The following is a 23,519-nucleotide window of genomic DNA, read 5'->3' on the forward strand; positions in this document are numbered from 1 at the left end:
CCCCGCAAGTTGTCGGTTAACTCAGCGACTTAATTTCTATTTTAAGTCAAAACTATAAACAAATGGGCGATAATCCCTACATGATCTGGAACTTCACAAAAATGCACGGCGCCGGCAATGACTTTGTGGTCTTGGATGGGGTGCGCCAACCCATCGAAATGACTGCAGAGCGCGCCCGCGCCCTCGCGCACCGACAATTCGGCATTGGCTGCGATCAGATATTGCTGGTCGAACATCCATCCCATCCTGAGGCACATTTCCGCTACCGGATTTTCAATTCCGACGGCAGCGAAGTCGAGCATTGCGGCAACGGTGCCCGCTGCTTCGTCAAATTTGTCCATGAGCAAAAACTCTCCTCCCGCAATCCCTTGCGTGCCGAGATCTCGACCGGCCTGATTACGCTCGAGGAGATGCCCAACGGCGAAGTGGTGGTCGACATGGGTCAGACCCGTTTCGTGCCCGAGGCCTTACCTTTTGATGTGACAGGGTTGCACACTCGCTTTGAGGGCCAAGACACACTTTACGCCTTGCCTCTACATACCCATACTGACCTCGGCGAGGTCACCGCCTGGTTATCCGCTGTTGCGATTTCCAACCCGCACGCGGTTCAGATAGTAGAAGACGTCGATACGGCACCCGTATCCCTCCTTGGTCCCTTGATCGAGTCACACCCTCGCTTCGCCCGACGCGTCAACGCGGGCTTTCTGCAAATTGTCGATCGTCACACCGCCCATCTGCGGGTGTACGAACGTGGCGCCGGCGAAACACTCGCCTGCGGCTCAGGCGCCTGCGCCGCTGTTGCAGCCGGCATTCGACGCGGTCTCCTGGACTCCCCCGTGCGTGTGCGTACCCATGGCGGTTGGCTCACGATTGCCACCCATGGCGATCAAATGCGTATGACCGGCCCTGCCACGACAGTCTTTTCGAGCACCATCGATATCGATCGTCTGGTTGCCTCCATTCCTACTTCACTGATTGCCCAACCATGACCGACTCACTGCATCCTCATACTGTTGCCAAGTTCCTGCAGGAACATCCTGAGTTTTTTGTTCAGTATTCAGAGTTGTTCTCAACGCTCGAAGTCCCCCATCCGCACCAAGCGCGCACGATTTCGCTCGGCGAACGTCAGATCATGACCTTGCGCGAGCGACTGCGTGACTTTGAGTTCAGGCTGGCAGATTTGGTGCGCAACGCCGCCCTCAATGAAATCACCACAGACAAACTGAACCGCTGGTGCGTGCGCATGCTGGCCGAGCAATCGACCCTGCGCTTGCCGGGCGAAGTCGCACTCGGGTTGGCCGAACAATTCAATCTCCAAGAGGTCGCCTTGCGGGTTTGGGGCTTGGATCTACCCGCTGAAGGGGTTGGTGCCCCTGTTGGCGAGGAAGTACACACTTACGCCAACAGTCTTGTTAATCCTTATTGTGGCAACGACACAAGCTTGACGCCCGCGAGCTGGCTACACGCCAAACCTGCCTCGCTCGCCATTCTGCCGTTACGTTCGGCGGTGGGACAGCCCGCGTTTGGACTACTGGTTTTAGGCTCTGACGATCCCGAACGCTTTGGCCCGGACATGGGTGTTGCGTTTTTGCAAACCGTCAGCATCCTCGCTAGCTCAACGCTCTCACGTCTCAAGCCCGCTGGCACCACGCTGCGCGCAGCCGACGACGCCTGAGCACGATTCCGCGCATGTCGGACCCTTCACCGCTTTCAAGCCCATCAGATCCCGTCACGGCTTGGCTCAAGCACCTCGAAGTCAACCGTCGCTACTCCGGACACACGCTTTCGGCCTATCGGCGTGACCTGCAACAACTCGTCACGCTGGCCGACGGCAAGCCGCTTGACCAACTCGTCAACGGAAATATCCGACATTTTCTCGCCCGACTGCATGGCAAGGGCCACAGCGCCCGCAGTCTGGCCCGTATGCTTGCTGCCTGGCGTGGCTTTTATAAATGGTTGGCACCTCAGAGCCAGATGGCGGCCAATCCTGCTGCCGACGTGCGTGCCCCCAAGGCCGCACGCGGCCTACCCAAGGCGCTCTCCGTGGATCAGACCCAGGCACTTCTTGAAGCCCCTGCGCTGATCACGATGACCGACCCGGCCTCGTTGCGCGACCGTGCCATGTTCGAGCTGTTTTACTCGAGCGGCTTGCGGCTCTCCGAACTCGTTGGTCTCGATGTCGACTACACACAAAGTAAAACCTACAGCTCAGCTGGCTGGATCAATTTGAGTGACCGCGAGGTCAATGTGCTCGGCAAAGGTGGCAAGCGCCGCAGCGTCCCGATTGGCACCCAGGCCCTCGAATGTTTGGTGCGCTGGCTTGAGGCCCGCCAGCAGTTTGCGCATGCTCACGCGAGCGAAACGAATGCCGCAGCTCTTTTTATCGGGGTACGCGGTGGCCGGATTAGTCCGCGCGTCGTGCAAAGCCAGCTGACTAAACTTGTCAAACTGGCGGGCTTACCCACGCATGTTCATCCTCACGTTTTACGGCATAGTTTTGCCAGCCACGTTTTACAATCTGCACAAGATTTAAGGGCAGTTCAAGAAATGCTTGGTCACGCCAATATTTCCACGACACAGCTCTATACCAAGCTGGATTTCCAGCATTTAGCCAAAGCTTACGATTCCGCGCACCCGCGCGCCGGAAGAAAAAGCGAATAAAAACATTAGGTTACAGCCTTTAAGCCCCCCTATCGATCCTCTGGGGCCTTGAAATCTGGCCGATCGACTCCATATAAGATAATGTTATTTAAATTGGCAATCAGATTGAGATGACATTTTCATGTCAGCCTGAATGACTAGAATGTTTGCCGGAAGGCCTAGGCTGTGCTGTAATCCGGCGTTCGCTTTGAGCCTGAGGACTGGCCCGACGCTCCGCATTTTTACCCGTTTTTTGAAATCAACCTGATCATGAACTCCCCTCGCAGTCTGGACCAAATGGTCCCCGTCACCATCCTCACCGGCTTTCTCGGTGCAGGAAAAACTACGTTGTTAAAACGCATTCTGACGGAGTACCACGGAAAGCGTATCGCGGTCATCGAAAACGAATTCGGTCCCGAGAGCATCGATAACGATTTACTCGTCCAAGATCAGGACGAAGAAATCATCGAGCTTTCCAATGGTTGTGTGTGCTGCACCGTACGCGGCGATCTGATGCGTACTTTGCTCGATCTGCGCAAGCGTCACGAAAGCGGCGAATTGAAATTCGAACGCGTCATTATTGAAACGACTGGCATGGCCAACCCAGGTCCCGTTTGCCAGACGTTTTTCATGGATGATGATATCGCTGAGTACTACCGCCTCGATGCGGTGGTGACCATCGTCGATGCCAAACACGGCATGGATACGCTCGACGAACAAGAAGAAGCCCAAAAACAAGTCGGCTTCGCGGATCGTATTCTGATCTCCAAAAAAGATCTGGTCACCGAGTCTGAGTACGCCGCCTTGCGTCGTCGCATCGTGCACATGAACCCGCGCGCTGCGATTGAGGCCGTCAACTTTGGCGATACCGATCTGAAAAAGATCATCGATATTAGTGGCTTCAATCTCAACACCATTTTAGATATCGACCCACTTTTCCTGGCCGATGATCATCCCGATGCTGCGCACGATCATGACCATGATCACAGCCATTGCGACCACGATCACGGTCACTGCGATCATGAACACGGACATGACCACGGGCATGATCACGCACATGCGCACGATCACGGCCATGACCATGACCCCGCGACATGCACCAACCCCGACCATCACCATGGTCACCAGCACGCCAAACCCGCGCACGACGACACCATCGGTGCGTTTGTGTTCAAGTCCGACAAACCCTTTGATCCAGAACGTCTCGAAGAGTTTCTCGGAGGTGTGGTTCAGGTCTACGGACCCGACCTGCTGCGCTACAAGGGTATTCTTTACATGAAGGGCATCAATAAACGGATGCTCTTTCAGGGCGTCCATATGTTGATGGGTGCCGAACCTGGCAAGCCTTGGCTGGCGAACGAAAAAAAGACCACGAAAATGGTCTTTATCGGACGCAAACTGCCCCAAGAAATCTTTACCAAAGGTCTGGAGCAGTGTCTGGCCAAGTAGTCCCTCAGCGCTCGTGCGCTGAGCTTAATTATTGGAGTGTTTTTTCATGGTAACCAAGGCAGCAAAACCCGCAGCAAGCAAGGCTACTGCAGCAAAAGCCCCCGTATCCACCGAGGTCGCGGCCGCTAAAAAAGCAGCACCCGCACCGGCAAAAACACCAGCTGTTGCCACCAAAGCGGCACAAAAAAAGCCGACTCCCGCTGGCGACATGTCAGAAAACAATTTGCCCACTGAGGCCGAGTTGTTGAAAATGCCTGAGTCTGATTACATGAACGAGCGTCAGCTCGGCTTTTTCCGCGACCGTCTCAGACAGCTCGAGCAAGAAATTCTCAGCAACGCCGGTGCGACGACAGAGCACTTGCGCGAGACGCAGTTTGTGCCCGACCCAGCCGATCGCGCGACGATCGAAGAAGAGCACGCACTCGAATTGCGTACGCGTGACCGCGAGCGCAAACTACTGAAAAAAGTCCAACAATCCATCGTGCGTATCGACGGTGGCGAGTACGGCTGGTGCGAAGAAACAGGCGAGCCGATTGGCTTGCGTCGTCTGCTGGCCCGCCCGACTGCAACGCTTTCTCTCGAAGCGCAAGAGCGTCGGGAAATGCGACAGAAAATGTTTGGTGACTAAGCAGAACCTGCTCAGCACCTCATCACTGCGCAGTCAGTCTCGCTAGACATCCCACAGGGCACACTTGCTTCACCACGAGTGTGCCCTTGTTGACTTTAAGCCCTACTCTCTTTCAAAGTACGCATATGGAACAATTTCACGGCACTACTATTGTTTGCGTCCGCCGCGGCAACCGCGTCGCACTTGGCGGTGATGGTCAGGTCACGCTTGGCAACATCATCATCAAAGGCACGGCACGCAAAATCCGTCGTCTCTATCACGACAAAATTCTCGCAGGCTTTGCCGGTGCGACTGCTGACGCCTTTACGCTCCAAGAGCGTTTTGAAGGCAAGCTGGAAAAACATCAAGGCAATCTGATGCGCGCTGCAGTCGAACTCACACGCGACTGGCGTACCGATCGTGTCTTGCGTCGTCTCGAAGCCATGTTGATCGTGGCCGACCGCGAACACACGCTGGTACTGACCGGCAACGGTGATGTGCTCGAACCTGAAAACGGACTTGCCGCCATCGGCTCTGGTGGTGCGTATGCACAATCCGCTGCCATGGCGCTCTTGCGTCACACCGAGCTCGCGCCCGAAGTCATCGTCAAACAGTCGCTCGAAATCGCCGGCGACCTTTGCATCTATACCAATCAACAGCACCTGATTGAAACACTGGAATAATCATGTCAGCCTCCACCATGACACCTAGCGAGATTGTGTCCGAACTGGACAAATATATCGTCGGACAAAATCGTGCCAAGCGTTCAGTCGCCGTTGCCTTGCGCAACCGCTGGCGCCGTCAGCAAGTCGCCGAACCACTGCGTCACGAGATCCATCCAAAAAATATTCTGATGATCGGCCCCACCGGCGTCGGCAAAACCGAGATCGCTCGCCGACTCGCCAAGCTCGTCGATGCGCCATTCATCAAAATCGAAGCCACGAAATTCACTGAAGTCGGTTATGTCGGTCGCGATGTCGACACTATCATCCGTGACCTCGCTGAAATCGCGATCAAACAAACGCGCGAACAAGAAATGAAGCGCGTGCGCACGCTCGCCGAAGATTCAGCAGAAGACCGTATTCTTGATGTCTTGCTGACCCCTCCACGTGCGGCAGACGGCTCACCCATTCGCGAAGAAACCGCGACTCGCCAAACCTTTCGCAAGCGTTTGCGCGAGGGACATCTCGATGCCACAGAGATTGATATCGAAGTCGCACAGCCCACGCCACAAATGGACATCATGACGCCGCCAGGCATGGAAGACATGGCCGAGCAGCTCAAGGGCATGTTCGCAGGTCTGTCCCGTGACAAAACCAAGTCACGCAAAATGACGGTCAAAGAGGCCTTCAAACTGTTAGTCGACGAAGAAGCCGCCAAACGCGTCAACGAAGAAGACCTCCGCACAGTCGCAATTCAAAAAGTTGAACAGCACGGCATCGTCTTTCTAGACGAGATCGACAAGATTGCTGCCCGCCAAGAGTCCGGTGGAGCCGATGTGTCACGTCAAGGTGTCCAGCGCGATCTGTTGCCGCTGGTCGAAGGCACAACGGTCACCACCAAATACGGCATGATTCGTACTGATCACATTTTGTTTATCGCTTCTGGTGCCTTTCATCTTTCGCGCCCTTCAGATCTGATCCCCGAACTCCAGGGTCGCTTTCCGATTCGCGTCGAGCTCGACTCACTGACGGCCAAAGATTTTGTTCAGATTCTGTGCGACACCGACGCTTCGTTGACCAAGCAATACACCGCGCTTCTGGCCACCGAGTCCGTCCATCTAAACTTTACGGACGAAGGTATCGCCCGACTGGCCGAGCTCGCCTTTGAGGTCAACGAGCGCACTGAAAATATCGGTGCGCGCAGACTTTACACGGTGATGGAAAAGCTCTTGGAGGATTTGTCCTTTGATGCGACCAGCAGCAGCGGTCAAACGATCGTCATTGACGCGCGTTACGTCAATGACCAACTCGCTGAAGCTGCAGCCAGCCAAGACCTCGCTCGCTACGTACTGTAACAATTAGCTTTCTACACCTCTGACACCCCAAGGACTCTTATGAGCACTCGACTCTCGATCATCGCGACACGTACCGGAGATGATGGCTCAACAGGCCTTGGGGACGGCACACGTGTGCCCAAAGACAGCGCACGCGTGCAAGCCATGGGTGATGTGGACGAGCTCAATAGCTGTCTGGGTGTGTTGCTCTCCGATGAGGTGCCCGCAGACATTGCCTCGGCGATCGCTCCCGCACAGCACGTCTTGTTTGATCTGGGCAGCGAACTCGCCGTCCCTGGTTATTTTTTGATGAAAGCCGAACAAGTCGCGTATCTGGATGAACAGATCAGCCACTTTAATGCACGCTTAGAACCACTCAAGGAATTTATCTTGCCTGGCGGTACCCGCACGGCCTCCCTCGCACACGTTGCCCGCAGCGTATGCCGACGCGCCGAACGCGCGGTCGTGGCTCTGCATCACGAGACGCCCTTGGGGCCGCTCCCGCAGCAGTACCTCAACCGTCTCTCGGATTTGCTGTTTATTTTGGCACGCTGTCTGAATCAATCAGCCCAACACCCAGATTCCCTGTGGCGGCGTGACTGATTATTTTTCATGCAGTTTCAGTCTTCGCAATCGAATGAGTTCGCCTTGCGCTTCTTTGAGTAACTGCTGCCAATCGTCTGGCGGATGGCCGCTCTCAAGCATTTTGCGAAACACCAGATAAGCATCATCACTGCTTTCATAAGCCCGTTTAGTATCATCATCGTTGACCCAAACGTACACAATTACTTTAGCTTGTGCGTGATAGCGATAAAACAATCGATACTGTTGGAAAAATTTAGCGCGAAACCAGTGCTTGCGATCTGAGCCAAGGGTTGTACCTTGGCGATACTCCGTTCTAGCTGGATCTTGCGGAATCACCTCAAATGCCAGCTTAATAATTGCTGCTAATCGTTTACTTGCATTTTTCTTTACATAACCCACTGGATCTCTTTTTTTGAGAATCTCAACTTGAATGACGAGCTGTTCAAGCTGACTTAAGAACAGTGGATGCGCAAAAATTGTCCAACCTTGGATAGTGATTCCTTCACTAATAGCGCTTTTCACTCATCATCTGCCGATAAGGGCTGATCCAAATCAACTTGAACACCCTCAACAAGAGATTGAATCCGTTGAACAAAAGCAGGCTCTATCGCCACTAATCGCTCAGGGTGATTTGTAAGATCACGGGCGAGGAAGCTCAGAAACGGATCAAGAGCGGGGTCATTGATTTCAATATTGTCGGCGCGAGTCAGCATCACACCCCCATCTGGAAGAATGGTGTAGTGAATCTTGTCACGTTTACCCAAACGCAAGGCTCTACGCACGGTTTCGGGTACCGTCGTTTGATAACGATCTGTGAGCGTGGATTCGACTTCAAGATTGATGGGCATTATGTGCATACGACGTAGATTCGACCAAACCGATGGTAATGCAATTGCATTACTTTAGTCAAGGACTCAAAATCACCGTCTAAATTGATAGCTAATAGTTATCAATTAATCATTAAGTTTCATTTTACGTGAATCAGTTCTGCTTCTAGTATGTGGAGGTTCGTCCCACAATGGAATCAGGAGACCCTAATGAAAATAAGACTTATCAGCGCACTGACGCTTGGCTTGGCAGTGTCGATCAGTGCACCTGCCTTGGCACAAGAGTGGCCAACAAAACCCGTTAAATTGCTCGTTGGCTCCTCACCTGGCGGCGGCACTGATGCCATGGCCCGGGCCGTGGCAGACAAGCTCACCCCGATGTGGGGCCAGACCGTTGTGGTCGAAAACAAACCTGGTGCTTCAAACACCCTCGCGGCGGACCTCACCGCCAAATCGACAGACGGCCAAACGATGCTCATGGGTGTCTCGACCGCACAAGCGATTGCGCCACATCTGCTCAAGCTCAACTACAACAATGAAAAAGACCTCGTGCCTGTGGCCTTCACCGGCTCCGTTCCGAATGTACTCGTTGTCGCAGCCAACAGCCCAGTCAATAGCGTGCAAGATCTGGTGAAACTCCTCAAGAGCAAACCCGGTCAACTAAACTTTGCCTCAAGCGGCGCAGGCAGCACACAGCACATTGCGGCCGAACTCTTTAAAGACCTAGCTGGCGTCAATGCTGTTCACGTACCGTACAAGGGTAGCGGCCCGGCCATGATCGACTTGATCGCCGGTCAAGTTCAGTACGCCTTTGAGACGATGTCCTCAGCATTGCCACAGATCCGTGCAGGCAAACTCAAAGCACTTGGAGTCGCAAGCGAGGCACGCAATCCTCAGCTGCCCGACACGCCAACGATGAAAGAAGCCGGCGTGCCTTTGGTGATGAGCGCATGGTATGGCGTTTATATGCCTGCTAAAACACCGCAATCAGTGATCAGCAAAGTCAATGCGGACGTAAACAAGACGCTGAGCATGCCTGACACAGTCAAGCGCCTGGAAACAATCGGCGCGACGATTCAACCCATGTCACAAGCTCAGTTCAAGGCGTTTCATGATGCTGAAAACAAGCGTTACGCTGACGTGATTAAAAAGAACAACATTCAAGTTAATTAATTCAAAAGTTGCACAGGAAGTGTATTTATGAAGATCAAAGCCGTCCGTGCCCGCGTGTTTGAATGGAAGGGAAAAACCGTTCCGCCCAAGGGTAATTTTTGCTCAAACGCCATGGACTTGGTGTACTCAAAAAATGAAACTATGAGTACTTTCCGCTTCCATTCATGGACGGTCGTCGAAATCGAGACTGACAACGGGATTGTCGGTCTCGGTAACGTCGCGCTCGCACCCAAAATCGCCAAAGCCATCATCGACGAATATCTCGCCGCCATGGTGATCGGCGAAGATCCTTGGGATTACGAATACCTATGGCAAAAAATGTATCGAGGCACGCATGCTTGGGGTCGCAAAGGCGTGGCCATGGCTGCGATTTCTGCCATCGACCTGGCGATTTGGGACATTCTTGGAAAGAGCGTCAACAAGCCTGTCTTTAAATTACTCGGTGGTCGAACCAAAGAGAAAATTCCCTGCTATTACTCCAAACTCTATCGTACTGACTTGAATGAAATGCAAAAGGAGGCACAGACGTTTCTCGATCAAGGATTCAAGGCATTCAAAATGCGTTTTGGCTATGGTCCCGCACACTTGCAGCAAGGAGTAGTCGAAAACCTCAAATCTGTCGCCGCTGTTCGTGAAGTGATCGGTGAAGATACTGACCTCATGCTCGAATGCTATATGGGCTGGAATCTTGAGTACGCGAAACGCATCCTCCCCAAGCTGGAAAAATATGCGCCACGCTGGCTCGAAGAACCCGTCATCGCCGATGATATCGATGGCTATGCCGAGCTCAATCAGCTCACTAGCATTCCGATCTCTGGCGGGGAACATGAGTTTTCTTTGTACGGATTCAAACAGCTGCTCGACCGAAAAGCCGTTTCCGTGGTTCAGTACGATACCAACCGCGTCGGGGGCATCACAGCCGCCCACAAAATCAACGCACTCTGCGAAGCCTACAGCGTCCCGGTGATTCCTCACGCAGGACAAATGCACAACTACCATTTGACGATGAGTACGCTCGCCTCGCCCATGAGCGAGTACTTTCCGATGTTCGATGTTGAAGTCGGCAATGAATTGTTCTATTACATCTTTGATGGCGAGCCTGTTGCCAAAGATGGTTTTATCCAGCTTGACGACAATATCCCTGGGCTCGGACTCACACTGAAGACCGAGTTTCTGAAAGACTTCAATATCATCGAGTAATCAATGGCCACTCATCCCAGATACCAAGGCGTTTTCCCCGTTGTCCCGACGATCTTTAAAGAATCCGGAGAACTCGATCTACACAGCCAAAAGCGGTGCATCGATTTCATGATCGATGCGGGGTCACACGGTTTGTGCATCCTGGCAAACTTCTCTGAACAGTTTTCTATCTCTGATGACGAAAGAGATCTGCTTACCCGAGAAATCCTAGAACATGTCGCCGGACGCGTACCCGTCATTGTCACGACGACACATTACGGATCACTGATTTGCGCGCAACGCAGTCGACGTGCGCAAGACTTGGGCGCCTCGATGGTGATGATCATGCCGCCGTATCATGGCGCGACTATCCGTGTACCGGAGCCAAACATATACGAGTTTTTTTCGATCGTCTCTGATGCGATTGACATCCCCATCATGATTCAGGATGCGCCTGTCAGCGGCACCACGTTGTCTGCTGCATTTCTGGCAAAGATGGCGACCGAAATCGCCAATGTCTCTTATTTCAAAATCGAGACTGCGGGTGCCGCAAGCAAACTGCGCGAACTCCTCAGGCTCGGTGGTGATGCGATCGAAGGTCCATGGGATGGTGAAGAAGCGATCACTTTGCTGCCCGATCTCGAAGCAGGCTGCACGGGTGCCATGACAGGTGGCGGCTACCCAGACGGCATCCGTCAAATCATGGATCCATGGTTCGCGGGCAATCGTGCACAGGCAGTTGATGCCTACACACGCTGGCTACCATTGATTAATTATGAAAATCGTCAGGGTGGTATTTTATCTGCCAAGGCCCTCATGAAAGCAGGCGGGATCATCGACTCTGATGTTTCGCGACACCCATTTCCTGCCATGCATTCAGAGGTACGCAGCGGACTAATCGAAACCGCCAAACGGCTCGATCCACTGGTGTTTCGCTGGGGCAAGTAATTCACTGCGGCCATCACCTAGGCTAAGCTTCTCACCATCATCCCATAAGAAGCTTAGTCCTTCGGGTGCAGCATCGTTAAAAACGCAAGGGTCGCAGGCGAACATGGGCGATCACGCTTGATCAAGCTGCCGTAAGGTTCCAGCTTGTTCTTGATCCGATAGCCCAGCACTTTGATGCGACCACTCTCCGAGAAAATTGCCGCGACCGACTCCGGGATCACCGCGATCATATCCGTGCGGGTCACAATATCCGCTGTCGTCAAAATCGAAGACGTCTCAATTAGATTAGCAGGTAACACCAAGTGTTGATCGCGAAACTCGCGCTCAATCACTGTGCGCATCGGACTGCCAGGTCCTTGAAGAATCCAGGGATACTCGTGTAGTGCATCGAGCGTGACTTTCGATTTCCCGGCCAAAGGATGATTGGCCGCCCCCACAATAGCCAAAGCCTCGTTGGCGATGGGTCTGAACAGATAATCGTCCTGTTTAACGCTCACAATGCGACCAATCACTAAGTCCAAGCCCCCTTGATTGAGGGCCTCGATCAACACATCACTAGTACCCGTCGAGATATTGATCGATAACATTGGAAAAGATTTGCGCATCGCAATCAGGGCATCCGTCAAGATCGCGGGTGACGCAGCCATAATGCTACCCACCGAAAGCGAACCATGAATACCGGTATGCATGGCATCTAGTTCGCGCGCCAGAGACTCCAGACTTCCTCGCATTCCCTGAAAAAATCCGAGCACCGTCTTACCCGCGAGATTGAGTGTCAGCGTTCTACCCGTTCGATCAAAAATCTTGGTCCCAAGCGCATCCTCTAGCTCGTGCAGCATTTTGGTCGCCGCGGGCTGAGTCATCCCCATCACTTGGGCTGCCGCACGCAAGGTTCGGTGCTCTTGAATGCTCAACAAGAGCAACACTTGCCGCATGCGCAAGCGATTTAATAAGGTGTGAGAATAGAGAGCCACTGAACGAATCTCATTTAGAATGATAACTTTTAGATATCAATTAATGATGAAGTTTCATTTTACTGGAATTAATTTGCTCCCTAGAATGTAGTGAGAAATATATAACAACCCCGCGACCGCAGCTCTTTGCGCGATGGCGCCACTGACTCAAAAGAAACGCTCATGCAAAACGCCCTTCCCGTTGTCGTCCTGACGCTTGGCGATCCAGCCGGCATCGGTCCCGAGCTCATCGCGCGCCTGCTTGCGCAGCATCCGGTCTGCACATTAGCCAACGTCGTGATTGCGGGTGACCCCTGGTTATGGGAACAGGGCCAACAGATCGCCAAGGTTCGCGTGCCAACAACGAGCGTCGATTCTTTTGAGGCCGTGCGTCAGCGCACCGATCAACAGATACCCGCTTTTTTATCGATCCAGTCGATCGATCCACAACATGTCACCATCGGTCAGGTCAGCGCCTTAAACGGTCAGTCTGTTTTAAAGATCCTGGATGCGTGCATGGATGCCACACTGGCAGGACATGTTGATGCGATCTGTTTTGCTCCTCTAAATAAGCAAGCCATGAAAATGGGCGGAATGAAGCACGAGGATGAGCTTCATCACTTTGCCGAACACTTGGGTGTGACAGGTTATTTTTGTGAGTTCAATACATTAGGCAACCTCTGGACCTCACGCATCTCCTCACACGTTCCGCTCAAAGACGTTGCACAGTACCTCAGCAAAGAACGTATCGAGCAAGCCTCTGAGCTCATCTACAAGGCACTGCTTGCCAGCGGCTTTGAAACACCCAAGATCGCGATCGCAGCCTTTAATCCACATGGTGGCGATGGTGGATCCTGCGGTCGCGAAGAAATCGACATCATCGCACCCGCCGTCGCCGCACTTCAAGCGAAAAACTGGCCGACCAACACACCTTTTCACGGTCCCTTTCCAGCCGATACGATCTTCTTAAAGGCCCAAGCTGGCGAGTATCAGGCGATCGTCACCATGTATCACGATCAAGGACAAATTGCGATCAAACTGCTCGGCTTTTCACGAGGTGTCACAGTACAAGGCGGCCTACCGATCCCGATTACCACCCCCGCACACGGTACCGCCTACGATATCGCTGGCAAAGGTCAAGCCAGCGTTGAAGCCACTTGGCAGGCGTTTCAAATCGCTGCACGCATGGGTAAAGCCTGGCGACAATGATTGATTGGCAAATTGTGATTGCGATGGCGATGTTTGCCTTCGCCTCGTCGATCACCCCGGGACCGAACAACATGATGTTGCTCAGCTCTGGTGTGAATTTCGGCTTCAAGCAGACCATCCCCCACATGCTGGGGATTTCATCAGGTCATCTGGTGATGTTGCTCGCCATTGGTGCGGGCCTCGGCCAGCTCTTTCAGGCCTTTCCACTGGGCTTTCAGATCATGAAGGTGGTTGGCTTTTGCTATCTCCTCTATCTAGCCTGGAAGATCGCCTTTAACCAGGGACCACTCAAGCGAGGTGAAACGAAAGGCCATCCCTTGGGATTTATTGGAGCGGCTTTATTTCAATGGGTGAATCCAAAAGCACTGCTGATGGCAATCACTTATTTCAGCAACTACATGCCGATCGATGCCTCCAACACGTTTATCTTTTCAACATGTTTAATGTTTACCGCCATCAACCTGCCTTGCCTGGGCCTGTGGGTATTGTTGGGCACCCAACTCGAACGTGTCCTGTCCAAACCACATCAACGTCAAATTTTTAACGTCGTCATGGCGCTCTTACTTATTTTATCGATGGTACCCGTGCTGTTTACTTGAGCAACTCACTAACGCGCCTCAATACGCTCGCGCAGTGCCACAAACAGCCTAATCAAAATCAACGTCTCTGGAACCCCGGAGATATACGCATCGTAGTAATCAAAACTGGACTCCGCATACATCGGATCAAAACCAGAGAGCCCATCCATATAGGCATACACCTGCCAGGCAATCAAGGGCAAGAGCCAAAGCGTACGACCTTTATCCACCGCTTGATTTTTAATCAGCCAATACGCAAGACCTAAAAACGCCGCTATAAAAAGCGTAAAAATACCCATCGGAATGCTCAGAAAGCCACCGCTTTCCTCTAGGAAAGAGGACGCGGAGTTCGTCAGGAAATAGGCGCCGATATTGAAAAAAGACACATAGAAATACATTTTCCAGAGCTCGTCTGGATTGTCGAACGCCTTGAGCCGGACCTGCGTGACGGGCACCACGACCAGCGCATGGCCACAGGCGCTACAGAAACGTGCATCAGCCGGATTTTTAGTGCCACAGGCGGTGCAAAAAGACATCACTGACCTCTACTTTCAATCAATCAACAAACCACACTTTAAAGCATCCCAAGCACTATCCCCAGCCTGCTTAAGGACGACGTCCTTTTTCATAGAAATTTGTCACTATCTTTGCCTATACTGTCGCCTGCCTAAAACCTCAGAAAAGAGACCGCCATGCAGCAAAAACATCAATTGTTCATCAATAACGAGTGGGTCGATCCACTGACCGGCCAATGGTTTGAATCACTTGATCCTTTTTCAGGCGAAGCCTGGGCACTCGTCCCGCGCGCCGGCAAAGCCGACGTGGATCGCGCCGTCAAGGCCGCCTCCGACGCCATGTCTGGTCCCTGGGGAAAAATGTCCGCCAGCGACCGCGGCATGCTGATGTTTAAACTCGGCGCCTTGATTGAAAAGCACGCCGATGCGCTGACCGAAGCCGAAAGCCGCGACAACGGTAAACTGCGCAGCGAAGTCGGCGGCCAGGTTCGTTACGTCGCCAAGTATTTCTACTATTACGGTGGCCTGTGCGACAAAATCCAGGGCGCCGTGGTTCCCATGGACAAGCCCAAGGTGTTTAACTACATCCGCTACGAGCCTATCGGCGTGGTCGGCACCATCACCCCCTGGAACTCCTCGCTGCTGCTGACCGCCTGGAAACTTGGCCCAGCCTTGTGCGCAGGCAACACCATCGTCGCCAAGCCTTCCGAGCACACCTCCGTTTCTTTGTTCCTGCTGGCCGACCTGTTCCGTGAAGCAGGTTTTCCACCTGGTGTGTTTAACGTCATCACAGGCTTTGGCAACGAAGTCGGCGAGCCACTGGTCGTGCACCCGGACGTTGCCCGTATTGCCTTTACTGGAGGTGACGAAGGCGGCCGCAAGGTCAACATGCTCGCGGCCCAGCACTTCAAACGCGTCTCCCTTGAGCTCGGTGGCAAGTCCCCCAACATTGTGTTTGACGACGCCGACCTGACTCGCGCCGCCAACGGCATCATCACTGGCATTTTCTCCGCCGGCGGCCAAACCTGCATGGCAGGTTCACGCCTGTTGCTGCAGGAAAACATCCATGACGAAATGATCGAGCGTTTGATCGCGATCGCCAGCAAGGCCAAACTCGGTAACCCAGCGCGCACCGACATCCAGATGGGACCTGTCGCGACAAAGCCACAGTACGACAAGGTGGTGAGCTATATCAACATCGCCAAAGCTGAAGGCGCACGCTGCGTGTTTGGAGGCAATGCACCCAAAGGGCCCGAGTACGGTTGTGGTCAATTTGTTGAGCCGACGATTTTTGTCGATGTCACCAACGACATGCGTATCGCCCAAGAGGAAGTCTTTGGACCCGTGCTGTCAGTGATCAAATTCAAGGACGAAGAGGACGCTGTCCGTATTGCCAACGACATCCGCTTTGGACTCGCTGCGGGCATTTGGACCAAGAGCCTGCACCGCGCCCTGATGATGTCCGAGCGCGTCAAAGCCGGCACCGTGTGGGTCAACAACTACCGCTCGACGAGCTACACCACGCCCTTCGGTGGTTACAAGGATAGCGGGATGGGTCGCGAAGGCGGCATCGAGGCGGTTAAAGAATACCTCGAGACCAAGAGCGTCTGGATGTCGAGTGATCTCGACATGCCCGATCCCTTCATTCGTAAGTATTAAGGTTTAACCCACCGCGCGTCGCACAGAGTCCAGCGACATCAATTTCAAACGGGGCCCGGCCTTCATCATCTGGCCGGGCAATTGACGTCCCATCATCTGCTCGACCTGCTTGGCGACGCCAATCAGCTTTTCCAGATCAATCCCTGTCTCGTACCCGCACTCTTCGAGCAGATAGACCAAGTCTTCCGTACAAATATTGCCCGTCGCACCTGGCGCAAACGGACAGCCGCCCAAACCTGCGATCGACGATTCAAACTCGCGCACACCGAGTTGCAAGCCGTTCATGACGTTGGCCAGGCCCACGCCACGTGTGTTGTGGAAATGCAGTGCAATTTCCATCTCTGGATATTTATTACGCACGGCATCGACCACGCGCGTCACCACAGGAGGTGTCGCCATCCCAGTCGTGTCACCAAACGTAATATTACGAATGCCATGCGCATCGTAGGAACCGACAATCTTTAAAATATTGTCGATTGAAACCTCGCCCTCGAACGGACATCCAAACGCCGTCGCCACCGCACCGCGCAACTTGATATCCCACTGACGTGCGATCGGCACCACCTCGGCAAAATCGGCAATCGCTTGATCGATAGATTTGTTCAAGTTTGTTTTGCAATGGCTTTCGCTCGCAGAAATAAAGCCCACCATCATGTCCGCCTTGGCGGCCGCTGCGCGCTCAGCACCGCGTGCATTGGGCACCAGCACAGCGAGACGAACATTTGGATTGCGATGCACCTGGGCCAATACTTCTGCCGCATCGGCCAACTGAGGGAGCGCACGGGGCGAGACAAACGATGTCGCCTCAATGCTGCGCACACCTGCATCAATCAGGCCGTTAATCGTCGCGACCTTGTTTGCGGTGGCGATGAATTCAGGCTCGGCCTGAAAGCCATCACGTGTACCGACCTCGGTGACCATCACAAAATTTTTCGATTGCGTTGACATGGTGAGTCTCTTAATTAAATTGATTTTGAATAATGAGCGAAATATTACACAATCCCACGCGTCTTCAGAGAGGCAATCGCCTCCTGACTTAAGCCGAGCTCGCTCAATACCGCTTCGTTATCCACGCCTAAATCAGGCGGTGGACGATGAATCAGGCAAGGCTCGTCAGAAAACTTGATCGGAAAACCCAACACATCTAGCCTACCGTGTTGTGGATGCTCAATCGTCAAACGCATTTGCTGGTGCTGAGTTTGCGGATCATCAAATACCTCACCGATATTCAGCACACGACCGCAAGGGATACCCGCTTCATTGAGCTTTGCAATCCAATGCGCAATCGGTTTTTGTCGGACCTTTTCGTTGAGCGCCGCATTGATCGCTTCGCGATTAGCAAAGCGTAAGGAATTGTTTGCAAACTCAGGACGCTCCCGCAGATGCTCGAGCTCGAGTGCAGCCAAGAGTTTGAAATAAAACGTATCGTTACTCGGCGCGATCGCAACCTGGCCGTCAGAGGCTTCAAACAAGCCGTAGGGCGAAGCCAGCGCATGGTCGTTACCAGTGCGCAAAGGCAATTTCCCCGTTGCGAAATAATTCGTCGCCAAAAACGCCAACATGCTTGTCAGACCATCCGTCAACGAGGTTGTCACCTCCTCGCCCTGACCCGTCCGCGCACGCCTCACCAAGGCCGCCAAAATGCCCATGGCCGCATAGGAGCCTGCGATCAAATCAGAAATCGGAGGCGCCGCCCGCATCGGCGGCTCGTTGGCCGCGCCATTCACGCTCATAAAGCCACTCATGGCTTGAGCGATAAAATCAAAAGAGGGTCGATCCGCATACGGACCATCCAGGCCAAACCCTGTGACGTTGCAACTCACCAAGTCTGGCTTAATCAGAGAGAGCGCCTCTCGGCCAAACCCCATCTTGTCCATGATGCCTGGACGATAGTTATTCACCACCACATCTGCGGTCTTAAGCAACTCACGCAAAATGTCCTTGCCCTCAGACGTCCGCAAATCCAGCGTCATCGAACGCTTGTTACGGTTAAAAGACGCAAAATAGAAGGAGTAGCCGTTAGGCGCCTCGCCCTGCTGACGCACTGGATCGCCACCCTTGGGATCCTCGATCTTGATGACCTCCGCACCCATGTCGGCCAGAAACATCGTACAAAACGGACCGGACAAAATCCGCGTGAGGTCTACGACCCGAATACCTTGAAGCTGCATGGTGTGCGTGACCGTCTTTAATCTTTAACCAGCAGCACTCAAGCTCGCTGCGTGCGCCTGCTCGTCTGCGTGATACGAAGAACGCACCATCGCGCCGACCGCTGCGTGATGAAAACCCATCGCATACGCTTCGCGCTCAAACATCTTGAACGTGTCAGGATGTACATAACGCAACACAGGCAAGTGATGCTCTGAGGGCTGCAAGTACTGACCGATGGTCAGCATCTCGACATCGTGGGCGCGCATGTCGCGCATGACCTGAAGAATTTCCTCATCGGTCTCGCCCAGACCCAGCATCAGACCAGACTTGGTTGGAGTATTAGGATGACGCTTTTTAAATTCCTGCAACAGCTTGAGCGAATGCATGTAGTCCGAACCGGGACGGGCTTGTTTGTATAAGCGTGGCACCGTTTCCAGGTTGTGGTTCATCACATCGGGTGGACCACCATCCAAAATCTCTAAGGCACGATCCAAGCGACCACGGAAGTCAGGCACCAGGACCTCGATGCGAGTCTCAGGCGATAGCTCGCGGACCTTTTGAATGCACTCTACAAAATGCCCTGCACCACCGTCGCGCAAATCGTCACGATCGACCGAGGTGATGACCACATAGGTCAGCTTCAGCGCCGCGATCGTACGCGCGAGATTGACGGGCTCGTCAACGTCCAAAGGATCGGGACGACCGTGACCCACGTCGCAAAACGGGCAGCGACGGGTGCACTTGTCACCCATGATCATAAAAGTCGCCGTGCCCTTACCGAAGCACTCACCGATGTTGGGGCAAGAGGCTTCTTCGCAGACAGTGTGAAGATTGTGCTCGCGCAAGATACGCTTAATGTCATAAAACCTGGAGCCTGCGGGTGCGGCCTTGACACGGATCCAGTCCGGTTTTTTCAGGCGCTCGGCCGCGACGACCTTGATCGGAATCCGCGAAGTCTTGGCCTGCGATTTCTGCTTTTGGGTGGCGTCATAGGGAGCTGCAGTTGAAGTCGCGGCGACCGAGGTTTGTTCAGGTTGTGTGGACATGATGTACGTGGACGTTTGTGCGCCCAACCGTTCAGTATTGGTGATTCGTCATTTTACTCGCTGGAAAGTGACAAACCACAGTACCTTGTAATTTGTTGGGACAATGTTTGCGCAACATCATCCCAGCCCGCGCTAACCCCATATTGGGCCATGCATACTGTCTGCAAGCCCGCATAGCCACAGGGGTTAATGCCATCAAAGGGAGTCAGATCCATATCCACATTGAGGGCCATGCCATGGTAGGTGCAGCCGTTGCGAACCTTGATGCCCAAAGCGGCGATTTTGGCGAGCTCGCCATCCTGCAGTACATACACGCCGGGTGCGCCTTCCTTGCGGCAAGCATCCTCAATGCCATAGATCCTGAGCGTTTCAATCGTTGCGTCTTCGATCTGATGCACCATGGCCTTGATATAGCGACCAGAGCGTTTGAGATCTGCGAGGATATACGCCATCACCTGGCCGGGACCGTGATAGGTAACCTGACCACCGCGATCGGTTTGGACAACAGGGATTTTGCCTGGGTTGAGCAAATGCTCGGGCTTGCTAGCCTGACCGAGTGTGTAGACAGGCTCATGTTCAACGAGCCAGAGCTCATCTGGCGTCTCAGGCGTGCGGGCTTCGGTAAAGGCCTGCATGGCACGCCAAACAGGCTCGTACGGCGTTGGACGCGGCCACATACGGCTCAAGACTTGGCGCTCACATTTAGCTCAATACGCTTTGCTGATCACAGCACGATCGACACCATGGGGTGTCCGTGCAAGGCTTTATACAAGTTATCGAGTTGCTCGCGCGAGGTCGCATTCACCGTAAAGGTCAACCCCATGTAGTTGCCGGCCTTGCTCGGACGCATCTCGACCGTCGCCGGATCAAAAGCAGGATCAAACTCGAGCACGAGCGCGGTCAACACCTGAGCGAGCTCAGGATGCTGCTTGCCCATCACCTTGATGGGGAAGGCGCTCGGATACTCAATCAGCGATTCGTTTTCAGGAATTGTCACGTATTCTGCTACCTAGGTTTTATGTGCGTCACGCCAACGCCGCGATCCGTGCATCATAAGCTGCACGCAGTTTTTGATAGACTGGGCCAGGCTTGCCTGAGCCGACAGGTTTGCCATCAAGCTCCGCAACAGGCAAGACCTCGCGAGTGGCCGACGACATCATTAACTCATCCGCGGACCGGGTTTCCGCCTCAGACACCACACGAAGCTCAAAGGGAATACCGACTTCGGCGCACAGTTCTTCAAACAAACCGTAACGAATACCTTCGAGCACCAGATTATTTTTTAACGGTGCAATCACTTTTCCGTCTTGGACGACCCAAATATTGCATGTCGCGCCTTCGGTCAGGTTGCCATCACGGAACTGAACCACTTCGTCCACACCCGCATCCACCGCAGCTTGCTTGGCGAGTACGTTACCCAGTAGCGAAACTGACTTGATATCGCAATGCAGCCAACGTTCGTCGCGGATACTCACCAGACGCACGCCTTTTTCACGCTGAGCGGCTGTCGGTAACAACATTGGAGAAACCATGGCAAACACGGTTGGCGTCACAGCGGGCACGGGATAGCCATGATCGCGCTTGGCGACACCCCGGCTAATCTGAATGTAGACCATACAAGTATTGTCGGGTGCCTTAGCCACGAGGTCATTGACCAGGCCTTCCCACTGCACCTTTGTCATGGGCTGTTGAATGTGAATCTTGGCCAGACTGCGCTCTAGACGCGCGAGATGTTGAGCCATACGAAAGGGTTTGCCGTGATAAATCGGCACAACCTCGTAGACCCCGTCGCCAAAAATAAAACCGCGATCAAGCACTGAAATTTTAGCTTCGGATAATGGCCCGAAAACACCATTCAGATAGACAATCGGGTCACCCGACACACCTTGAATCAACATGTTCTGAACCATTTGTAACTATGCTCTCTTTAAAAGAATCACTCAGGCTTTTTGCGGAACCACAATCTGACCGAATCAACCGTACGGCCCACGAAACCAGCGCGCTCGACAGGATCGAGCACCAGCAGTGGACGGGTCAATAACATCTTGTCATCTAGCATCAGTGTCAGCGTACCGACACGCTCATCCTTGGCCAACGGTGCAAGCAATGGGTCTGGACGCTTGGCGATCGGCTTGACCTCACCCGCTTTGCCGCGTGGCACAGTGACCCACAGCGGCTCGGAGACGCCGAGCTTGGTGGAGTCAACCTTGCCCTGCCAAACCTGAGCTTCGACGACAGCGTGTGTCTGATCAAAGAGCTTCACCGTTTCAAAATTCTGGAATGTCCAATTCAGTAACTTGAGACTTTCCTCAGCGCGCGTCGCCATGCTGTCGGAGCCAACCAATACCGTGATGACGCGACGATCGCCGCGTTTGGCGGTGGCAACCAGGCAGTAGCCTGCTGCATCTGTGTGTCCAGTTTTCATACCATCCACCGAAGGATCGGCCCACAACAGACGATTGCGATTGGATTGCTTGATCTTGTTGTACGTGAACTCACGCATGGCGTAGTACGGAAAATAATCTGGATGATCGTTGATCATCCGGCGAGCGATGATCGCCAAATCACGCACCGTGGTGACATGCTGCGGATCAGGCAGACCCGTCGTGTTCATAAAGACGGTATTGGTCATGCCCATGCGGCGGGCTTCTTCGTTCATGGTCGACACAAACGCAGACTCGCTGCCCGAGACTGCTTCGGCCAAGGCAACCGAGGCATCGTTGCCAGATTGAATAATCACGCCCTTGATGAGCTCATCGACCGTGACGGGCTTGCGGGGCTCGATAAACATCCGTGAACCGCGTGTTTTCCAGGCGATCTGAGAGACGTTGGCCTGTTGATCCAGTGCGATGCGTTTTTCTTTGAGCGCATTGAACGCAACATACGCCGTCATGATTTTAGTCAACGAGGCGGGCTCGATTTTCATATCGGGATTGGACGACGCGACGACCTGACCGCTGGTCACGTCTACGGTGATCCAAGCCTTGGCTGCGAGAGCCGGAACAGGCACAGCAGACAGCTCTCCCACCTGAATGGGGGTCAAAGCAGACGGCATCGTCGCCGCTTTGGCGGCATTTGAAGGCGCAGCGGGTGCTGAAGAGGCTGGGGCCTTGTCTGAAGATGATTTTTGCGCCCAAGCTGGACTTAGGCCGGTCGAGACCAAGGCGGCAAGCGTGACCACTGTAGCCATTGCGACCGAGAAAATGCTGCGTCGGGCGGCGCAAAGATGGTGGTTAAGCATAAGAAGGACTCACTGTCATAAACAGCTCTATTATAGGCTTGAGCACTCAGCACAGACCGCGGCTGAAACGATATTTACAAAGCAAACTTAAACTTATAAAGCTTTCAGGCGCGTCTGCACCAATTGGCGTAACACGAGTAATTTGCCGTGAAAGAAATGCCCCGCATCGGGAATCACGACCACAGGCATGCCAATCGGACGCGCCCACTCCATGACTTCAGAGAGCGGCACGACCTCATCGAGCTCACCATGGATGACCAACGCGTCCTCAGGCGCCTTGGCTTCGCTATGCCGAAACCGTAGGGCCGCCGAACCCGTCAAAATGACAATATTAGGCAGGTTTTTTTCTAACTTTTCCCATTGTGCATACAGTTGAACCCCAATCGAGGTGCCAAAGGAAAATCCTCCCAGCACCCAGGGCTTGGCTGCGAGCTCGGGGTAGCGCACACGAAACTGTTCGACCAGCGCCGCCATGTCTTGAAGCTCACCTTTGCCATGATCAAAACTACCACCTGAGGCACCGATCCCACGAAAATTCGGGCGCAAGGCCACCAGACCTTGCTGCACACAGGCACGTGACAACGTGGTCACGACCTTGTTGTCACGTGTGCCGCCTTGGGAAGGATTGGGATGCAAAATCAGTGCCCAACCCGTGGGCACGCCCTCGGGCCAATCGATTGCGCAATCAATGATGCCAGCCAGGCCATCAAAACTCGTATTTTCTGTGTGAGCAGGCATAAATCAATGTTTAAAAATTAAATAA

The 23,519-nt window shown here is 53.6% G+C and carries 26 protein-coding genes; 14 read left to right on the forward strand and 12 right to left on the reverse strand.

Going from position 1 to position 23,519, the window contains the following annotated elements:
* The first annotated feature begins 62 nt into the window (after window positions 1-62).
* From dapF to WBJ47_RS04720, 8 genes are all read left to right on the forward strand, one after another.
* Entirely contained in the window at window positions 63-989 is a 927-nt protein-coding gene (dapF, locus tag WBJ47_RS04685; RefSeq protein ID WP_422246061.1) for a diaminopimelate epimerase, read from the forward strand.
* Window positions 986-1,675 carry a DUF484 family protein gene (locus WBJ47_RS04690; RefSeq protein WP_422246059.1) on the forward strand — a complete coding sequence of 230 codons (690 nt, stop codon included), beginning with the start codon at window positions 986-988 and terminating at the stop codon, window positions 1,673-1,675. The genes dapF and WBJ47_RS04690 overlap by 4 nt, the downstream gene beginning before the upstream one ends.
* Before the next feature lie 14 nt (window positions 1,676-1,689).
* Window positions 1,690-2,661: a tyrosine recombinase XerC gene (gene xerC / locus WBJ47_RS04695; RefSeq protein WP_422246058.1), complete on the forward strand. Its 972-nt coding sequence runs from the start codon at window positions 1,690-1,692 to the stop codon at window positions 2,659-2,661.
* 249 nt (window positions 2,662-2,910) lie between these two features.
* Window positions 2,911-4,089 (forward strand): CobW family GTP-binding protein, encoded by a 1,179-nt coding sequence (locus tag WBJ47_RS04700; RefSeq protein ID WP_422246056.1) that lies wholly within the window; start codon window positions 2,911-2,913, stop codon window positions 4,087-4,089.
* Window positions 4,090-4,297: 208 nt separating this feature from the next.
* Window positions 4,298-4,717 carry an RNA polymerase-binding protein DksA gene (gene dksA, locus WBJ47_RS04705; protein WP_422246081.1) on the forward strand — a complete coding sequence of 140 codons (420 nt, stop codon included), beginning with the start codon at window positions 4,298-4,300 and terminating at the stop codon, window positions 4,715-4,717.
* Between the two features lie 125 nt (window positions 4,718-4,842).
* Entirely contained in the window at window positions 4,843-5,379 is a 537-nt protein-coding gene (gene hslV, locus WBJ47_RS04710) for an ATP-dependent protease subunit HslV (protein ID WP_028816652.1), read from the forward strand.
* Between the two features lie 2 nt (window positions 5,380-5,381).
* Window positions 5,382-6,713, forward strand: a complete 1,332-nt coding sequence (hslU, locus tag WBJ47_RS04715; RefSeq protein ID WP_422246054.1) for an ATP-dependent protease ATPase subunit HslU — start codon at window positions 5,382-5,384, stop codon at window positions 6,711-6,713.
* Window positions 6,714-6,752: 39 nt separating this feature from the next.
* A complete protein-coding gene (locus tag WBJ47_RS04720) occupies window positions 6,753-7,295 on the forward strand; it encodes a cob(I)yrinic acid a,c-diamide adenosyltransferase (RefSeq protein ID WP_422246052.1) in 543 nt (180 codons plus the stop codon).
* On the opposite strand, the gene WBJ47_RS04725 is transcribed toward WBJ47_RS04720, so the two are convergent.
* Both WBJ47_RS04725 and WBJ47_RS04730 read right to left on the reverse strand, forming a co-directional pair.
* A complete protein-coding gene (locus tag WBJ47_RS04725) occupies window positions 7,296-7,799 on the reverse strand; it encodes a type II toxin-antitoxin system YhaV family toxin (RefSeq protein WP_422246050.1) in 504 nt (167 codons plus the stop codon). It abuts the gene before it with no gap.
* Window positions 7,796-8,125: a type II toxin-antitoxin system PrlF family antitoxin gene (locus WBJ47_RS04730; RefSeq protein WP_422246048.1), complete on the reverse strand. Its 330-nt coding sequence runs from the start codon at window positions 8,123-8,125 to the stop codon at window positions 7,796-7,798. Before WBJ47_RS04730 ends, WBJ47_RS04725 begins: the two co-directional genes overlap by 4 nt.
* 189 nt (window positions 8,126-8,314) lie before the next feature.
* On the opposite strand from WBJ47_RS04730, the gene WBJ47_RS04735 reads away from it, so the two are divergent.
* Genes WBJ47_RS04735 through WBJ47_RS04745 form a run of 3 tightly spaced genes read left to right on the forward strand, consistent with a single transcriptional unit; the run spans window position 8,315 to window position 11,404 of the window.
* Window positions 8,315-9,277: a Bug family tripartite tricarboxylate transporter substrate binding protein gene (locus tag WBJ47_RS04735; RefSeq protein ID WP_422246046.1), complete on the forward strand. Its 963-nt coding sequence runs from the start codon at window positions 8,315-8,317 to the stop codon at window positions 9,275-9,277.
* Between the two features lie 27 nt (window positions 9,278-9,304).
* Window positions 9,305-10,477 (forward strand): L-rhamnonate dehydratase, encoded by a 1,173-nt coding sequence (locus WBJ47_RS04740; RefSeq protein ID WP_422246044.1) that lies wholly within the window; start codon window positions 9,305-9,307, stop codon window positions 10,475-10,477.
* A 3-nt stretch (window positions 10,478-10,480) separates the two neighbouring features.
* Window positions 10,481-11,404, forward strand: a complete 924-nt coding sequence (locus WBJ47_RS04745; RefSeq protein WP_422246042.1) for a dihydrodipicolinate synthase family protein — start codon at window positions 10,481-10,483, stop codon at window positions 11,402-11,404.
* 53 nt (window positions 11,405-11,457) lie between these two features.
* Here the strand turns inward: WBJ47_RS04745 and WBJ47_RS04750 are convergent, their stop codons facing one another.
* Entirely contained in the window at window positions 11,458-12,378 is a 921-nt protein-coding gene (locus WBJ47_RS04750; RefSeq protein ID WP_422246040.1) for a LysR family transcriptional regulator, read from the reverse strand.
* 162 nt (window positions 12,379-12,540) lie between these two features.
* On the opposite strand from WBJ47_RS04750, the gene WBJ47_RS04755 reads away from it, so the two are divergent.
* Together WBJ47_RS04755 and WBJ47_RS04760 are read left to right on the forward strand one after the other, a co-directional pair.
* Window positions 12,541-13,566, forward strand: a complete 1,026-nt coding sequence (locus WBJ47_RS04755) for a 4-hydroxythreonine-4-phosphate dehydrogenase PdxA (RefSeq protein WP_422246038.1) — start codon at window positions 12,541-12,543, stop codon at window positions 13,564-13,566.
* Complete coding sequence (locus tag WBJ47_RS04760) at window positions 13,563-14,165, forward strand: LysE family translocator (protein ID WP_422246036.1); 603 nt, start codon at window positions 13,563-13,565, stop codon at window positions 14,163-14,165. Before WBJ47_RS04755 ends, WBJ47_RS04760 begins: the two co-directional genes overlap by 4 nt.
* Window positions 14,166-14,173: 8 nt before the next feature.
* On the opposite strand, the gene WBJ47_RS04765 is transcribed toward WBJ47_RS04760, so the two are convergent.
* A complete protein-coding gene (locus tag WBJ47_RS04765) occupies window positions 14,174-14,680 on the reverse strand; it encodes a zinc ribbon domain-containing protein (RefSeq protein ID WP_422246034.1) in 507 nt (168 codons plus the stop codon).
* 156 nt (window positions 14,681-14,836) lie between these two features.
* On the opposite strand from WBJ47_RS04765, the gene WBJ47_RS04770 reads away from it, so the two are divergent.
* On the forward strand, window positions 14,837-16,318 hold the full coding sequence (locus WBJ47_RS04770) for an aldehyde dehydrogenase (RefSeq protein ID WP_422246032.1): 1,482 nt from the start codon (window positions 14,837-14,839) through the stop codon (window positions 16,316-16,318).
* A 3-nt stretch (window positions 16,319-16,321) separates the two neighbouring features.
* Here WBJ47_RS04770 and WBJ47_RS04775 read toward each other — a convergent pair whose 3' ends face one another.
* The 8 genes from WBJ47_RS04775 to WBJ47_RS04810 all read right to left on the reverse strand — a co-directional run bounded on the left by WBJ47_RS04775 (window position 16,322) and on the right by WBJ47_RS04810 (window position 23,494).
* On the reverse strand, window positions 16,322-17,266 hold the full coding sequence (locus WBJ47_RS04775; RefSeq protein ID WP_422246030.1) for a hydroxymethylglutaryl-CoA lyase: 945 nt from the start codon (window positions 17,264-17,266) through the stop codon (window positions 16,322-16,324).
* Window positions 17,267-17,310: 44 nt separating this feature from the next.
* A complete protein-coding gene (locus WBJ47_RS04780) occupies window positions 17,311-18,489 on the reverse strand; it encodes a CaiB/BaiF CoA transferase family protein (protein ID WP_422246028.1) in 1,179 nt (392 codons plus the stop codon).
* Window positions 18,490-18,513: 24 nt separating this feature from the next.
* Entirely contained in the window at window positions 18,514-19,515 is a 1,002-nt protein-coding gene (lipA, locus tag WBJ47_RS04785) for a lipoyl synthase (protein WP_422246026.1), read from the reverse strand.
* A gap of 53 nt (window positions 19,516-19,568) precedes the next feature.
* Window positions 19,569-20,201: a lipoyl(octanoyl) transferase LipB gene (lipB, locus tag WBJ47_RS04790; RefSeq protein ID WP_422246024.1), complete on the reverse strand. Its 633-nt coding sequence runs from the start codon at window positions 20,199-20,201 to the stop codon at window positions 19,569-19,571.
* Between the two features lie 38 nt (window positions 20,202-20,239).
* The gene (locus WBJ47_RS04795; RefSeq protein ID WP_422246022.1) at window positions 20,240-20,512 is read right to left on the reverse strand and encodes a DUF493 family protein; all 273 of its coding nucleotides are present in this window, start codon (window positions 20,510-20,512) and stop codon (window positions 20,240-20,242) included.
* Between the two features lie 28 nt (window positions 20,513-20,540).
* Complete coding sequence (locus tag WBJ47_RS04800; RefSeq protein ID WP_422246020.1) at window positions 20,541-21,413, reverse strand: D-amino acid aminotransferase; 873 nt, start codon at window positions 21,411-21,413, stop codon at window positions 20,541-20,543.
* A gap of 38 nt (window positions 21,414-21,451) precedes the next feature.
* Entirely contained in the window at window positions 21,452-22,756 is a 1,305-nt protein-coding gene (locus WBJ47_RS04805; protein ID WP_422246018.1) for a D-alanyl-D-alanine carboxypeptidase family protein, read from the reverse strand.
* Window positions 22,757-22,849: 93 nt separating this feature from the next.
* Window positions 22,850-23,494, reverse strand: a complete 645-nt coding sequence (locus tag WBJ47_RS04810) for an alpha/beta hydrolase (protein WP_422246017.1) — start codon at window positions 23,492-23,494, stop codon at window positions 22,850-22,852.
* Window positions 23,495-23,519 lie beyond the last annotated feature (25 nt).

This window comes from Zwartia sp. (assembly GCF_049655405.1).
Taxonomy (GTDB): Bacteria; Pseudomonadota; Gammaproteobacteria; order Burkholderiales; family Burkholderiaceae_B; genus Zwartia.

Bases quoted from the DNA above. Each gene is read 5' to 3' on its own strand.
- dapF (WP_422246061.1), top strand. From the start codon at position 63: ATGGGCGATAATCCCTACATGATCTGGAACTTCACAAAAATGCACGGC.
- WBJ47_RS04690 (WP_422246059.1), top strand. From the start codon at position 986: ATGACCGACTCACTGCATCCTCATACTGTTGCCAAGTTCCTGCAGGAA.
- xerC (WP_422246058.1), top strand. From the start codon at position 1,690: ATGTCGGACCCTTCACCGCTTTCAAGCCCATCAGATCCCGTCACGGCT.
- WBJ47_RS04700 (WP_422246056.1), top strand. From the start codon at position 2,911: ATGAACTCCCCTCGCAGTCTGGACCAAATGGTCCCCGTCACCATCCTC.
- dksA (WP_422246081.1), top strand. From the start codon at position 4,298: ATGTCAGAAAACAATTTGCCCACTGAGGCCGAGTTGTTGAAAATGCCT.
- hslV (WP_028816652.1), top strand. From the start codon at position 4,843: ATGGAACAATTTCACGGCACTACTATTGTTTGCGTCCGCCGCGGCAAC.
- hslU (WP_422246054.1), top strand. From the start codon at position 5,382: ATGTCAGCCTCCACCATGACACCTAGCGAGATTGTGTCCGAACTGGAC.
- WBJ47_RS04720 (WP_422246052.1), top strand. From the start codon at position 6,753: ATGAGCACTCGACTCTCGATCATCGCGACACGTACCGGAGATGATGGC.
- WBJ47_RS04730 (WP_422246048.1), bottom strand. From the start codon at position 8,125: ATGCCCATCAATCTTGAAGTCGAATCCACGCTCACAGATCGTTATCAA.
- WBJ47_RS04735 (WP_422246046.1), top strand. From the start codon at position 8,315: ATGAAAATAAGACTTATCAGCGCACTGACGCTTGGCTTGGCAGTGTCG.
- WBJ47_RS04740 (WP_422246044.1), top strand. From the start codon at position 9,305: ATGAAGATCAAAGCCGTCCGTGCCCGCGTGTTTGAATGGAAGGGAAAA.
- WBJ47_RS04745 (WP_422246042.1), top strand. From the start codon at position 10,481: ATGGCCACTCATCCCAGATACCAAGGCGTTTTCCCCGTTGTCCCGACG.
- WBJ47_RS04755 (WP_422246038.1), top strand. From the start codon at position 12,541: ATGCAAAACGCCCTTCCCGTTGTCGTCCTGACGCTTGGCGATCCAGCC.
- WBJ47_RS04760 (WP_422246036.1), top strand. From the start codon at position 13,563: ATGATTGATTGGCAAATTGTGATTGCGATGGCGATGTTTGCCTTCGCC.
- WBJ47_RS04765 (WP_422246034.1), bottom strand. From the start codon at position 14,680: ATGTCTTTTTGCACCGCCTGTGGCACTAAAAATCCGGCTGATGCACGT.
- WBJ47_RS04770 (WP_422246032.1), top strand. From the start codon at position 14,837: ATGCAGCAAAAACATCAATTGTTCATCAATAACGAGTGGGTCGATCCA.
- WBJ47_RS04775 (WP_422246030.1), bottom strand. From the start codon at position 17,266: ATGTCAACGCAATCGAAAAATTTTGTGATGGTCACCGAGGTCGGTACA.
- WBJ47_RS04780 (WP_422246028.1), bottom strand. From the start codon at position 18,489: ATGCAGCTTCAAGGTATTCGGGTCGTAGACCTCACGCGGATTTTGTCC.
- lipA (WP_422246026.1), bottom strand. From the start codon at position 19,515: ATGTCCACACAACCTGAACAAACCTCGGTCGCCGCGACTTCAACTGCA.
- WBJ47_RS04800 (WP_422246020.1), bottom strand. From the start codon at position 21,413: ATGTTGATTCAAGGTGTGTCGGGTGACCCGATTGTCTATCTGAATGGT.
- WBJ47_RS04805 (WP_422246018.1), bottom strand. From the start codon at position 22,756: ATGCTTAACCACCATCTTTGCGCCGCCCGACGCAGCATTTTCTCGGTC.
- WBJ47_RS04810 (WP_422246017.1), bottom strand. From the start codon at position 23,494: ATGCCTGCTCACACAGAAAATACGAGTTTTGATGGCCTGGCTGGCATC.